Annotated in this window: 14 protein-coding genes and 1 pseudogene; 13 read left to right on the top strand and 2 right to left on the bottom strand. The window is 26.8% G+C overall.

The genetic code is table 11. The annotated features are described in order from the left end of the window. Nucleotides 1-375 precede the first annotated feature (375 nt). A complete protein-coding gene (locus tag Q0V24_RS10650) occupies nucleotides 376-501 on the bottom strand; it encodes a hypothetical protein (protein ID WP_297521293.1) in 126 nt (41 codons plus the stop codon). A gap of 860 nt (nucleotides 502-1361) precedes the next feature. On the opposite strand from Q0V24_RS10650, the gene Q0V24_RS10655 reads away from it, so the two are divergent. The 8 genes and pseudogenes from Q0V24_RS10655 (at nucleotide 1362) to Q0V24_RS10690 (ending at nucleotide 7029) form a co-directional block, all read left to right on the top strand. Continuing rightward, on the top strand, nucleotides 1362-2087 hold the full coding sequence (locus tag Q0V24_RS10655) for a hypothetical protein (protein WP_297521295.1): 726 nt from the start codon (nucleotides 1362-1364) through the stop codon (nucleotides 2085-2087). Between the two features lie 107 nt (nucleotides 2088-2194). After that, nucleotides 2195-2620, top strand: coding sequence for a MarR family transcriptional regulator (locus tag Q0V24_RS10660; protein WP_297521297.1), 426 nt, complete (start codon nucleotides 2195-2197; stop codon nucleotides 2618-2620). Nucleotides 2621-2663: 43 nt separating this feature from the next. After that, the gene (locus Q0V24_RS10665; RefSeq protein ID WP_297521299.1) at nucleotides 2664-3062 is read left to right on the top strand and encodes an HsmA family protein; all 399 of its coding nucleotides are present in this window, start codon (nucleotides 2664-2666) and stop codon (nucleotides 3060-3062) included. A 184-nt stretch (nucleotides 3063-3246) separates the two neighbouring features. Further along, on the top strand, nucleotides 3247-3813 hold the full coding sequence (locus Q0V24_RS10670; protein ID WP_297521301.1) for a hypothetical protein: 567 nt from the start codon (nucleotides 3247-3249) through the stop codon (nucleotides 3811-3813). 188 nt (nucleotides 3814-4001) lie between these two features. Beyond that, a pseudogene (recA, locus tag Q0V24_RS10675) lies at nucleotides 4002-4981 on the top strand (recombinase RecA). Nucleotides 4982-5169: 188 nt separating this feature from the next. Beyond that, nucleotides 5170-5712, top strand: coding sequence for a sigma-70 family RNA polymerase sigma factor (locus Q0V24_RS10680; RefSeq protein WP_297521303.1), 543 nt, complete (start codon nucleotides 5170-5172; stop codon nucleotides 5710-5712). 2 nt (nucleotides 5713-5714) lie between these two features. Beyond that, complete coding sequence (locus Q0V24_RS10685; protein ID WP_297521305.1) at nucleotides 5715-6437, top strand: DUF4179 domain-containing protein; 723 nt, start codon at nucleotides 5715-5717, stop codon at nucleotides 6435-6437. A gap of 91 nt (nucleotides 6438-6528) precedes the next feature. Beyond that, a complete protein-coding gene (locus tag Q0V24_RS10690; protein WP_297521307.1) occupies nucleotides 6529-7029 on the top strand; it encodes a hypothetical protein in 501 nt (166 codons plus the stop codon). 284 nt (nucleotides 7030-7313) lie between these two features. Here the strand turns inward: Q0V24_RS10690 and Q0V24_RS10695 are convergent, their stop codons facing one another. After that, on the bottom strand, nucleotides 7314-8906 hold the full coding sequence (locus Q0V24_RS10695; RefSeq protein WP_297521309.1) for a sigma 54-interacting transcriptional regulator: 1593 nt from the start codon (nucleotides 8904-8906) through the stop codon (nucleotides 7314-7316). A 227-nt stretch (nucleotides 8907-9133) separates the two neighbouring features. Here Q0V24_RS10695 and Q0V24_RS10700 point away from each other — a divergent pair, with 227 nt between their 5' ends. From Q0V24_RS10700 to Q0V24_RS10720, 5 genes are all read left to right on the top strand, one after another. Beyond that, nucleotides 9134-10090, top strand: coding sequence for a N(4)-(beta-N-acetylglucosaminyl)-L-asparaginase (locus tag Q0V24_RS10700; RefSeq protein ID WP_297521311.1), 957 nt, complete (start codon nucleotides 9134-9136; stop codon nucleotides 10088-10090). 44 nt (nucleotides 10091-10134) lie between these two features. Further along, the gene (locus Q0V24_RS10705; protein ID WP_297521313.1) at nucleotides 10135-11250 is read left to right on the top strand and encodes a Sapep family Mn(2+)-dependent dipeptidase; all 1116 of its coding nucleotides are present in this window, start codon (nucleotides 10135-10137) and stop codon (nucleotides 11248-11250) included. A 187-nt stretch (nucleotides 11251-11437) separates the two neighbouring features. Next, entirely contained in the window at nucleotides 11438-12577 is a 1140-nt protein-coding gene (locus Q0V24_RS10710) for an NAD/NADP octopine/nopaline dehydrogenase family protein (protein ID WP_297521315.1), read from the top strand. 634 nt (nucleotides 12578-13211) lie between these two features. Continuing rightward, a complete protein-coding gene (locus Q0V24_RS10715) occupies nucleotides 13212-13610 on the top strand; it encodes a hypothetical protein (RefSeq protein WP_297521317.1) in 399 nt (132 codons plus the stop codon). A gap of 192 nt (nucleotides 13611-13802) precedes the next feature. Beyond that, entirely contained in the window at nucleotides 13803-14495 is a 693-nt protein-coding gene (locus Q0V24_RS10720) for a response regulator transcription factor (RefSeq protein ID WP_297521319.1), read from the top strand. The last annotated feature ends 99 nt before the right edge of the window (nucleotides 14496-14594 follow it).

Below are 14594 nucleotides of genomic sequence, written 5' to 3' on the forward strand. Positions count from 1 at the left end.
TTGAGTAGGAACTTAATTATAACAAGGATTTACTATGAATGTTTTTTATTTTATACAAATGTAATATTATTCAAGTGTTTTTGCACTATTATAGTTAGTTGAATTAAATATCCAATAAATGGTGTGATGAGTGAGAGGTATTTGATTATATTTTAAGATTTTTTATAAATGGATCATAGATGAGATCGTAATAAGATTTTCATTATCCATATTTCAGGAACTAAATACTGAAAAGGAAATATCTAAATGGTTTACAAAATTATTATCAGGAAACAGTCAAGTTATGATTTAGCTATTTTCTTTTTTTGTATAAGATAGATTATCAAGTTAAGTGTAACACTTCCTTAAAGAATACTTGGATGAGACTTTTCCAAGTTAGGCATTTAAACGCTCTACGAAAGTTGCAAAACACTCTTTATTTGAAACAACAGTAATAAGCTCCCAATGTCCAAAAACCTCTCTTTTATTAAATTTATTTGGAGCAGTATATATTTTATTCAAAATAAAGTACCCCTAGTTTCTTTAGGTTTATAATTTCCCCTTTTTATACGTAATTTTTAAAAATCTCCCTTTATGATTTTTATAGATAACTGAAGTTATCTATAGTTTTAAATGCTAATTTAGTTATAAAAATTAGCAAAAAGGTGCAATTTAGATTGCACCTTTTTGCAAAATTAATATTAATATAGCTATCTTAGTTTTGTATATTATAGTTGTAACATTTATATTTATTGGAAAGAGATACAACTATATAAACACATACGTTTGTAGAAATGTTTACAAAAACCTTTGTGGATGTAGAAGTGGAAATAGATCCACAAAATAAAATGAAAATATATTTATGAAATATACAGTATTAAATAGCTATATAGAGAGAGTTATAGGACTTTAGGGTTAATAAGATTTAAATTAGATATTAATTAAAATTTAGTTAGTTAATTGAAAAAATATTAAAAGAATAATTAACTAACCATACTATATAAAATAAAAGAATAGAATTATAAAAATAGAAGTTAAAGTTTATTTAATAAACTCAAATTAATACTTTACATTAATAACATATTATCAAATGTAAAAATTTCTGAAATATGGAACTATTAAAAATGACTACATTTTTAATAGAAATTGCTATTTTAGTTATAGGGCTGGATATTTAACTTTAAAGTTTGCTAAACAAAAGTTAAAAGAAAAATTTATAGGGTAGTTTTGATAAAAATTTGGTATAAAATCTATTGAATTTATTAAAATAGTGAGCGTTTATTTGAAAAAATGGAAAAAGAAAGAAAATATTTGAATTTTCTATTAATTTTGTTTATAATTAATTCACAATTTGAAAATATTAAAGATAAGGTGAATCATTGATGAAGAAAGTAATAGGTAGTTTTTTTGTAGGACTAATAATTTTAATAATAGGAATATGTATATACAATTTAGTAAATCAAAAACATAACAGTAGTATAATATTTTCAGATGGAAATCAACCTACTACTAATGTAGCAAATAAAAAAATTATAGATTTAACTAATAATGTAGCTTTAACTAAAGATGGAGTTAAGGTATATTTAGGAGTTCCAAAAGGTTATGTTAGTGATAAAATAAAAGCATGTAGAGTAGAGACAGTTGGAAAGTTACGAAATTACATTTTATCTTGGTACAATGATGGTAATCAAATAGATTCGTATAAAGAAAGTGTGAATTATAGTATCCCGAGTAAGGAATATCAATCACAATTATATTTATTTTCTATGGATAATCAAGATAAAAAAGACTTTTTGAAAAAATATGGAGCAGAAAATATTATGATTACAATTGGAACGGCTAATAGTTCTAGTTTAGATTCTGAAAATGTTTGTTCTGCTATAATGATAAATGGTATCCCAGCTTTTGGATTTACAGTTTTTAATAATAAGATGATGGTTGAGGGAAATAAATTATTTTATTATGGCTTTATTACAGGGGATGGAGTTGTTATTCCAGCACATCAATTAAAAGAGTATGGAAGAGAAGGTAAGGTTCAAGTTATTGAAACAGGTCAAGCTATTGATTTTAATGGAGCAAATAATGGTCAAGCAGCTTGGTTAGTCTAAATATAAGAGTGACTATGAAAAAATTCATAGTCATTTTTATTTGATTTTTTAAGAGTTTTAGTGTATTCTATAAATAGTTAGCATGCTAACTAAAAGGAGATTTAGTTATGAATATGGATGAATTTAAGATTTGCCTCTATATAAAGGAGTTTAATACAATTATAAATACAGAGGTATCTGAGAGATTAAAACACAAAGGACTTACACAGTCACAAATTACAGCTATAAAATTTGTAGCTCACAAACATAAAATAACATTAACAGAGCTTAGTGAAAAAATGAGTATTAAAAAGTCAACTTGTTCTGGAATTGTAGATAGACTTGAGGCTATAGATGTTTTTGAGAGAATAAAAGATGAAAATGATAAGAGAATAAGTTATATACAGTTTTCTGAAAAAGGAAAAACATTAGCATTTGAGATTAAAGATGATATGAATGGAGTTTTTGCAGATATATTTAAGGATGTTCCAAAAGAAACTTTAGATTTAGTTGGCACAAAACTTGAAGAAATTATAGAAATTATAAAAAAATAATCATTAACATTTAAAAAACAAAAGATAAAAGGAGTGGTTTTTAATGCCTAAATTATTAATACCAGCAATTATATTTATTACAGCAGCACTTGTTTTTTATACTATAGGAGTTTGGGGAGAGAATAGAGCGAAAGTTCTTAAGAAGAAACATGTAGTTATATTCTGGCTTGGACTTGTGTGTGATACTCTTGGGACTTTTACAATGAGTAGAATTGCAGCAGCGGGGACAGATAAAGGAATTACCCCTATTCAACTTTTAATACATCAATCAACAGGAACTCTTGCAATCGTGTTAATGCTTATACATGCTGTATGGGCAACATTTATTATTACTAGAGGCAGTGAGAAGGCAAAAGCAGTATTTCATAAGTTTAGTGTAATAGTATGGGTTATTTGGTTAATACCATATTTTGCAGGTATGTATATTGGAATGACATCTTAATACAATATTAGAGTAGACTATTTAGTCTGCTCTTTTTTTGTAAAGAAAAGATTAATTATAAATGTACAAGCATAAAATGGAAGAAAAAGTTAATTAAATAGATATATCTTTTTAAAGTTAAGTCAACAATTTTAACTTTTTATAGTGATACAATATTTTTATAAGATTATTTAGGAGGGAAAATATGTTACAAGTTAAGTTTATTTTAGTTGATGGGGCTGAAAATTTAAAATTATATTCAGAGATAATTAATAAGGTTTCAAGAGAGTATGCAGAGTTTAAAAACTATAAGATAAATAATAATTTAGAGGGTTTATTATTAGAATTTGATGTTAATAATAAGTATAAGGGTTTTAATCTTACTTATTTAATTAGGTCATATGATTATGATGAAAACAGTATGGGGGCTGAATATTCAGTAAATTATTTTAATAATGATAGACCTACAGATGTTAAGATAGTAATCGATAAATATGATGAAAAACATATTAGAGTAAAAAGTATAAAAAATAATCAAGTTATGAATGTTCTTACAGTATCACAAAAAGATTCAATTGAATCAACAGTTTATAATTTAAGTATTTATTCTGAAAATTTAGTTTCAGATGAAGCTAAAAAAACATATAAGAATTTAAGTATAGATAGTTTATGTGAAAGGGTATTAGAGCATTTTGGAGTTGAAATAGGATATTTATTTAGTAGAACATCAAAAGAATGGTTGCTTGAGGATATAGAAAGATTTTTAAAATAGACTTTTTATGTTTATAAATAAAAACCGAATGTTTGTTCTTTTTTTCTATTTTAATTGCAAATATTATGTTATAATAAATTTACAAATCGCGATAGAAATGAAAATTCTAATAAGTTTTTTACATTAGAAATAGTAGTATTATTATTCGCAAGGTAATAGAAGATGTTTGAGTGGAAGGAGATTTTAGAATGGAATTAGAAGAAGGTAAATTAAAAGCACTACAGAATACGCTAAATCAAATTGAAAAGCAGTTTGGTAAAGGTGCAGTTTTCAATTTAGGTGATGCGGGTACAGAAATGGAAACTATAAGTACAGGTTCACTTCAACTTGATGATGCATTAGGAGTAGGTGGACTTCCAAAAGGAAGAATTGTTGAGATATTTGGGCCAGAGAGTTCAGGTAAAACAACAATAGCACTTCATGCAATTGCAGAAGGTCAAAAAAGAGGAGAGCAATGTGCATTTATAGATGTAGAACATGCTTTAGATCCAGTTTATGCGAGAAATCTTGGAGTTAATATAGATAATCTTATAGTTGCACAGCCAGATAGTGGAGAGCAAGCGCTTGAAATTACAGAGGCTTTAATATCAAGTGGGGCTGTTGGTATAATAGTTATTGACTCAGTTGCAGCACTTACACCAAGAGCTGAGATTGAAGGAGAAATGGGACAGTCACATGTAGGGCTTCAAGCTAGACTTATGTCACAAGCTTTAAGAAAACTTACAGGTACTATCAAGAAAACAGAATGTATAGCTATCTTTATTAACCAATTAAGGGAAAAAGTAGGAGTTATGTTCGGGAATCCTGAGACAACACCTGGGGGTAGAGCACTTAAGTTTTATTCTTCAGTAAGATTAGATATTAGAAGAATAGAAACTCTTAAAAAAGGCGATCAAATGATCGGTAATAGAGTTAGAGTTAAAGTAGTTAAAAATAAGGTTGCACCTCCATTTAAACAAGCTGAATTTGAAATCATGTTCGGTGTAGGTATAGATAGACTTGGAGAGATTGTTGATCTTGGAGTTAAGTACGAATTAAAAAGAGTGGGTCATGGTTCTCATATGGAGAGACAAGACTTGGTCAAGGTAAGGAAAATGTAAAAGCATTACTTGCTGATAATGAAGAATTATACAAAGAGATTGAGAATTTAATTTTAGATAAAATGTAACATAATATTTAAAAGTCCTAGAATGTAAAAATTCTAGGACTTTTTTTTGTTTTTAATTTAAAAAAATTTAAAAATGATGAAAATTTTAAAAATAATTTTTAGAAAAGTGAAATATTTTGAATTTAAATACGAATATAAGGGTGAAAGTACTTTCAAGGGGACATAAAAAGTTATGGGGGAATAGATTAGTGAGAGATTTTGATGATTTTATAAAAAAACTAAAAAGAAAAGATTTAAAGGCTTTAGATTATTTAGTTTTAAATTATTCTAATATTATTTTTAAATATTGTAATGGGGTTTTGAATAATAGAGAGCTTAGCCGCGAATGTGTTAATGATGTTATTTTTAAAATTTGGAATAATATAGATTCATTTGATAGAAAAGAAGAAAAATTTATTGTTTGGGTTTTGGCAATTTCAAAATATACAGCTATAGATATTTTAAGAAAAGAGAGTAAATATTATAATGCGAGTGATATATCAGAAATTGCGATTGCTTCAAAAGATAGTATTGAGAAAGAATTTATATGTACTGAGGATATACAAGAAATCAAAGAAGAAATTAACAATATGAATGAGGTTGATAGAGAGATATTTTTACGAAAATTTTTTGATGATGAAAGTAGTATTGAAATAGGTAAAAGTCTTGGTCTTACAGAGAAGTTTATTAATCTTAGAATTTTTAGAGGTAGAAAAAAACTTAGAGAAAAGTTTGGTGTTAGAGGGGTGTAATTATGAAGAGATTTAAAGATGGTGAGAAGAAAAATGGTTTGAAATTTTCTAATGAAGATTTAACAGAATTTGAACTTGAAAGCATTAAGGAGGAAGTAAGAAGAAAAGTAAGGGTGGAAAATAAGAAAAGTCTTAGAAAGATTGCAGTGGTAATGATAGGGATAGTACTTATAGGTGGAGGTATAACACCTGTTATTGCAGAGAATGTTCCATTTATAAAGGAGATTTATAATAAGTTTGGAATGATTAAAGAATTTAAAGATTATACAGAATATGTAGGAATGAGAGAAGAATTTGATGGCGGGACTGTAACTTTAGATAATTTAATTATAACTAGAGATAAAGTAATGGTTTTAGTAGAAGTAAAGACTGATGAAAAAATTTCAAGTTTAGATAAATTTATGATAACTGGTAAATTCGGAGAAAAGGAAGAAAGAAAGTCTATGGGAACATTTGTGAGTGAGCATAAAGTTGATGATAATACTGTGATTATTGAAGCGATATTAGATTTTAATGGGAATAAACTTAAAAAGAATGAAGAGCTGATTTTTAGTATAGTTAATGAAAAAAATAAAAGTTTAGTAGAGTTTGATATAAAAGCTGATATTAGTAATACATTAGATAAAGTTTATGATTTTGAGGTAAATAAGAAAGTTAATGATGAGTATAAATTAAAGAATATAGAATATAGAATCAACAGTTCTAGATACTACATTAATATTTGAGTATAAAGATAATATTATCAAAAATGGGGAGTACACAAAATTTGATGAACCTTCTGATAATATATTAAGTGTAGATGGTAGATTATATTTTATGAATAGGTCAGAACCTGATGTTGAAAAGAATTCATATTCAGTAACTTATAATGGTGTTAATAAAGAATTATTAGAAAATGCAAATAGCATAGAATTAATAACAAGTAATGGGCTAGTAGAGGATAAGAAAGATTTAGAGTTAAAAAAAGAGTATGTAACTAAAAATAATGTTAAATATCCTAAAGTTATAAAGCTTTCAACAGGAGAAATAATTAAACTTGATGATGTTAAGAATGATGAGAGTGAAGTTACTTTAAATATAGAAAGTGAGGGGATTGAAGAATTAGCAGTAGCAAGAAGTTTAAATAAAATCGGAGAATTTGAAGATGAAAGCAAAGTAGTGTTTAATAGTTTTTTCCATCATGAAAATATTATACAAAAAATAGATAATGGATATTCAATAACATTTAGAAAGTATTTAGGTAATGAAGTTAATTATAATATAGATATAGAAGAAACTGATATAGGTATAGAGTATGAGAGGATAACTATAAAGTAAGGTTTGTTAAAAAATGATTAGTTCAAAAAATTATGAAGATGGACAAGGAATATAAGTCCATCTTTTTTTGTATATAAATTTATAAGAATATTAAAATTATATGGATACTAGATAGATAGTCAATAATAACAATTAAATTAAGATTTATAATATTAGTACTCAAATATAGAAAGAAAAGTATAATAAGTATCATATAATAATTTAAACATAAAAAATAGGGAGATGTAGTTATGGAGGGTTTTAAACCAGTATTTAAATGTATTTTCTTTGGGCTAATATGGCATTTATAATTTTTGAAATTTGAAATATTGTAAAAATAAGAAAATAGATAAAATTTCAATATCAGATAAAGTAGCATTATAAATATATTCTATATCTGATGATAAATTTAGTGCTATATTATAGGTTTTAGGATATAAAGTATTTAATCTTAGTAATAGTGGTTTAATAGCTATATTTAAAATTTCAAGTCTGTCATAAATCATATCTATATGCATTTTAAAAACTTTTTCAAAATCAAAAATATTAGTTAGTTCTATATCATAACTTGTAAGTTTAACAAGTAATCTTTGAAAAGCAGTATTATCTAGTCTAAAGTGATATTTTTCATTAGCTGATTTTAGTGTGGTGATATAAGCAGAAAATAGGTCGTTAGTGTGTTGGTAATTCTTGCTTTTGGGTAGAGTATAAATTGATATTATCATATTAGAAAAACTGTTGATGATATCATCTATAATTTTAACATTACCATATTTGATGATATCAGTAGTATTATTGTATAAAGCATAGTTGTCTTTATCAAAGCCTATTTTCTCTAAAAGTTTAAGTGCTTTAACTTCATTTTGGGTATTAAATGTCTCTTTATCTGTTACATGTTTAGTTAGGTCTACTCTATTAATTTTTATATGTTTTTTATTACGAGCTATATATTCAAAGTATGAATTTGCAATAGCTAGAGTGATATCATTTTTAAGTTGTCCTATGTTGTTTAGGCATTTATATAGCATTAATGAAAGAAGTGCATTTTTAGATATAAAAATATCTTCATTAATTTTTTTGCTTTCTTCTTTTAAAAATAACTCTATCAATGTAAGCCTTTCATGAAGATTTCTTTCTTCAAGTGATGGTAAATCTATTTTAATAGGTATTCTTCTAGTAAAAGTTGCAAGTAGATGTGTATTAATGTCTTTATTTGTAGCACAAATTATTAAAGCTGAAGATTTTCTTTTCTCAGAAACTTCTCCAAGTCTTCTAAAATAGCCAGTATCCATATATAAAAACAACATTTCTTGCCCTTCATTAGTAAGGTTGTGTATTTCATCTAAAAAAATAATTCCATTGTCAGCTTTCTCTAGTAGCCCTATTTTATCAGTGGAAGCACCTGTAAAAGTCCCTTTTTTTACACCAAATAAATGAGAAACTAAAAGTTGTGGGTTAGCACAGTAGTCAGAACAATTAAAGTGAATATATGAAATTTTTTTGTTTTTTAAATCACAAGCATATTCATGCATAAGTTTCGCAAGCATAGACTTACCAACACCTGTATCACCAATTATAAGTGAATTCATACCACTAGGTGGGTACATTATAGCTGTTTTAGAAAGCGTGATTGATTTTTCAAGTGAGGGATATAGCATGGACAAAATATCTATTTTTGATTTATTAATTGATTTATTACTGATATATGGATTAGAAATAAAATATTTTACAGGTCTTGAAATCTGTTTGAAAACTTTATTGTTTAATACAAGTATATTTAAATCTTTACTGATATTAGAACGTTCTAAATTAAGCTTTTCACTAAGCTGTGATGTTGTTACACCAAGCCCTTTATCTAAATTTTCAAGTGTTTGAAACACGATATCTATTCTTTTCATTTAGTGCACCTATCCTATTAATTTTTTACAGAGTTTAAAGTCATATATTAATTGTAAAAGTTAAAGTCTTTTTTTCCTAGTGAAGAATTTAAGAAGTATATGACTTTTTATATATAGTTTTATGAATTATTTAGTTAAAGGTTAAAAAATTGTGGATTGGCATAAATATTGCGTATATAAATTAGTATAGAAAAATAAAATTTGCATTAAAAAGGGAGATTAGATATATGTGGGGAATAATAGCAACATGGCGTATGGCAGTTGAAGGAGTTACAATAGCAAGTGAAATGCTTAAAAATAATGAGAATGCTGGAGATTCAATAGAAGTGGCGATAATGGAAGTTGAAGATTTTCCATATTATAAATCAGTAGGATATGGTGGACTTCCAAATGAAGAAATGATAGTAGAATTAGATGCTGCTTATATGGATGGGGATACTCTTGATATTGGAGCAGTTGCTGCAATAAAAGATTTTGCAAATCCTGTTAGTATAGCAAGAAGACTTTCAAAAGAAAAAGTTAATAGTATGTTAGTTGGTGCTGGTGCTGAAAAGTTTGCACAAAAAGAAGGTTTTGAGAGAAAAAATATGTTAACAGATAGAGCTAAAATTCATTATAAAAATAGAGTTAAAGAAATACAACACTTAGAAATCAAACCATATTCAGGACATGACACAGTAGGAATGGTATGTTTAGACACTTTAGGTAAAATGACATCAGCAACTTCAACTAGTGGGTTGTTTATGAAAAAAAGTGGTAGAGTTGGAGATTCACCAATTTCAGGTTCAGGTTTTTATGTCGATAGTAAAATTGGGGGTGCTACTGCAACAGGTCTTGGAGAAGATCTTATGAAGGGCTGTGTTTCTTATGAAATAGTTAGACTTATGAAAGATGGTATGCATCCACAAATGGCCTGTGAGAAAGTTGTAAATGAATTTGATTTAGACCTTAGAGAACGTAGAGGACAAGCTGGTGATATGTCACTTGTAGCAATGAATAATAAAGGCGAATGGGGAGTTGCTACTAATATTGAAGGGTTCTCATTTGCTGTTGCAACAGAAAATGAAAAGCCGACTGTCTATATAACAAAAAATATTGAGGGTAAGTGTATTCATGAGGTTGCAAGTAAGGAATGGCTAGAAAATTATATGAGAACTAGAACAGGGGTTTTAGTAGAAAAGTAATTATAAAAGTTAGATTTATTAAACCTTGGAGGAAAGCATAAGATATGAAAGATAAAATTATAAAAGAAGTAGAAAATATATCTGATGAGATGATAGAAAGTATTATTAAAATAGTAAAAATTAATAGTGTGAAATCTAAAAAAGAAGAAAATGCTCCATTTGGTAAGGGAATAAAAGAAGCTTTAGATGAGACATTGAAAATTGCTAGAGAGTTAGGTTTTAACACAAAGAATATAGATAATTATATTGGGTACGCAAGTTATGGGGAAAGTGAAGATTATATTTGTGCTATAGGTCACTTAGATGTAGTACCTGTTGGGATTGGCTGGAAAAATGAACCTTTTAGTGGACATCTTGAAAATGGAGTTATATATAGTAGAGGGATTTTAGATAATAAAGGTCCTATCCTTTCAAATTTATTTGCTTTGTATGCATTAAAAAGATTAAACTTAAATTTTGATAAAGAGATTAGAATTATTTTTGGCTGTGATGAAGAGAGTGGATTTGAAGACTTAAAATATTATCTTACTAAAGAAAAAGCACCTATAATGGGATTTACACCAGATTGTAAGTATCCAGTTGTATATGCAGAGCGTGGAAGGGCTACAATAGAAATTAAATGCCCTAATACTAGGCTTAATGATTTTTTTGAATTAGTAAATAATTATATTTTAAATTCTAAAAATAATGGAGAACAGTTTAATATAGATGTTAATGATGAAGAATTTGGTATTTTAGAGTGTAGAAATTATAGTATAAATTATGGAGAAGTTTTGTCTTTAAAGTTTAATGTAAGCTATCCAGCTTGTATTACTTGTGATGAGATTATTAAAAGAATTAAAGATACTAATAAGAGCTTTGAAGTTGAATGTCTTAATAATTTTAACCCAGTAAGATTTGAAAAAGATTGTTTTTTAGTTGATACTTTAACTAAAACATATGAAATGATAACAGGTGAAGATGGAAGCCCTGTAACTACAACAGGGGGTACTTATGCAAAATTAATGCCAGGTATAGTGCCATTTGGTCCATCATTCCCAGGGCAGAAAGGAATTGGACATGAAGCTAATGAATGGATGAGTGTAGAAGATATAATTTCAAATGCAAAAATATATGCTTTAAGTTTATACTATTTAGCAAAAGGAATTGAATTAAAATAACTTTAGGAACTAGTATAATCTAGTTCCTTTACATTTTTCGCAAAAAATTTAGAAAAACTTAATAGAAAATTCAAAAACACAAAAATCTAAAATATGGTAATTGTGATATAATAAAAATATCGAAAAAATATAGGGCTTATATGAAGTGAATTTAAATAAATAAGAAGTTAAAATAGGGGGTTTTGTTATGAATATTGGAATTATTGGTGCTGGAAATATAGGGACATACCTTGCAACTTACATGTCTATTAATGAAAAAAATAAGGTTTGGATTCATACATCAAGAGTAGATTCTTTTGCAAAAGAGCTTACACTTGTAGAAACAGAAAAAGAATTAGAGCATAAGGTGAAAATTCATAAAGTAACTGACAACTTGAGTGAACTTGTAAAGAGTTCAGATTTAATCCTTATAACTCATCCATCATTTATGATAGAGAAAACTATGAATCAAATTTTAGAGAGTGTTAGACCAGGTACTATGGTTGGAACAATTCCAGGATTTGGTGGAAAAGAATTTTATATAGAGAAGCTTCTTGCAAAAGGTTGTGTATATTTTGGAACACAGAGAGTTCCGGCTATCACAAGACTTGAGAAGTATGGTGAGATAGTTCATTTAAGACAAAGAAATAAATTTATGAAAATAGCAGCAGTTCCAGGAGATAAAACACAAGAAATCTGTGATATATTAACAGATTTAATTGATATACCATGTCTTCCACTTAAAAGTTATTTAGCAATAACATTATCACCATCTAACCCAACAATGCATCCATCAAGACTTTATGAGCTATTTAAAGACTATGATGATACAATTATATACCCAGATCACTCATTATTCTATGAAGGGTGGGGCACAATAGCATCAGAAACTTTACTTGCACTTGATGAAGAACTTAAAGAAATAGTTAAAAGTTTAAATGAATTCTCAGACTTTGAAGAAAGTGATTTTGAAGAAATAAAATTAAGATATAATATTGAACATCCAGAAGAACTTTCAGAAAAGATTCAAACAGCAGTAGGATTCTTAACTATTAAAACTCCTATGAAAGAAGATAATGATGGGTTTATTCCAGATTTAGAATCAAGATACTTTACAGAAGATTTAGAGTATGGACTTTGTATTATAAAAGCATTTGCAGAGCTTTGTAATATAGCAACTCCGACAGTAGACAAAGTTGTTTGCTGGGCTCAAAATTTATTTGGAAAAGAGTATATAGTTGATGGAAAACTTTGTGGAATAGATGTAAAAGAACTTGTAATTCCACAAAATATGGGGATTACAACAAAGAAAGATGTAATTGATTATTATAAAAATAAATTAAAATAAATTAAAAGGCTACTCATACGAGTGGCCTTTCAAATTTGCACTGAAAAAGGTTATTATTTATTTTTTTGAAAAATTTTGATTAAGTAATTTAAAGTTAAAATTATAGGAAGTGAAAACATCATAAAACAACCTAATAAAATAGTATATATATTTTGGGTGTAATTAATGTTTAATCCAATTAAAGTTGAAAAATAACCTTGAATTGAACTTAATGTTAGAAATGATAAATCTAGATTATTAAAATTCCAAAAGCCTTTAATATAGAGCATTGTAAGGATTATCATAATAATTGTTAATAGAGATATTATGATATATTTATAATATAACGATGAAAAGTTTAGGATGACTAGAGTTAGTATTAAAGTATATGATAGCATAAAATAATAATATCCTGGCGCAAAAGAATAAGTTATTAGACTAAAAAGACTTGCAAATAGTAAAGGAATAAATAAGAGTAAATTTAATTTTTCTAAAAGGGTATATTTCATCTTTAGTAAAACTCCTTATATATAAAATATTCTTTTTTTATATTAGTAAAATAATGAATAATTGTCAAATGATATTGATGGAAAGTTTTTAGCGAGAATAAATATGATTTATATAGTATAATTTATTCAGAGGTGATATATAAGAAATGAGTATAGCAGAAGAAATAGATTATATATTTAGTAAAATAGCATATGATGAGTTGGATGATATTATACTATCATCAGATTCAAGGTTAGGTAGTTATAAAATGTTAAAGGAAGATATTCCGCTTTGTAATAATTTAGCTTCAGAAAATATTGAAATGAATCTCAAAATTTTTTTTGATTGTTGGTCTGATAGTGAAATAAGAAAAGAAATTACTATAAAACAAATCATTGATAAATGTGAGAATCAAAAAACATTTGTACTAACAAATGTAATTAAAGATGAAGAACTTACAATGAAAAAATTTGCAACTTTTAAGACTGATAATTATATGTGGTATAGTGTCTTGATTATTGAAGAAGCATGGGGATATTCATATTTTGAAATAATATATTGTTAGTTAAAATATAAGCTGGTATTATAATTCAATGGTGTTAACATGAATAGATGTTGATGCTATTTTTTTATAGAAAATACAATAAATGATTATACAGAACAGATAACTATAATTAAAGAGTTTTTAGATAAGTATAAATAGAAAATTAACAGTACTGGCACTGTGTAAAATATTTAAGATATTGGAGGAGTAAAAATGAATACAATTTTAATAGTAGAAGATGATATGGATATACATAATTTAGAGAAAGAAATCTTAGGGGCAGCAGGATATAAGGTTCTGTCAGCTTATTCTGGAACAGAGGCAGTTATGATGGTTAAGTATGAAAAGTGCAGTTTAGTGTTACTTGACCTTATGTTACCTGCTATGTCTGGTAATGAGGTAATTAAAAAGATTAAAGAAATTAATGATATACCAGTTATTGCTGTAACTAGTAAGGATGATAAAGAGAGCAAAGTAGATTTGTTTAGGTCTGGTGCTGATGATTATATTACTAAGCCTTTTGATATTGATGTTTTTCTTTTAAGGATAGAGGCAGTACTTAGAAGATATAATATTTTATCTGATATTAGTGAGGATGAGAAGAGAAGAAACTTATTAGAGTATAAGGATGTAACTTTAAATTTAGATACATATGAAGTAATAGTTTTAGGGAATAGGATAAATCTAACAAGGTTAGAATTTGAAATTTTAAAATTACTTATGAGTAGACCTACTAATGTTTTCACAAAAAATCAAATATATGAGTCTGTATGGAATGATGAGTGCGGGATAGAAGATAATTCGGTTAGTGTACATATAAGCAATATAAGGGCTAAACTTACAAAGATAAGCAAGGAAGAATCTTATATAGAAACTGTATGGGGTATAGGATTTAAGCTTAACTAAACTTTCTTTAAGTAATTTAATAAAAATCTTTAAGAAATCTTTAAACTTTCTAAAGAGTTTTCATAAACTTAGTTTTTATAATAGAAGTATAGGTAGCTA

The organism is uncultured Clostridium sp. (assembly GCF_947039605.1).
GTDB lineage: Bacteria > Bacillota > Clostridia > Clostridiales > Clostridiaceae > Sarcina.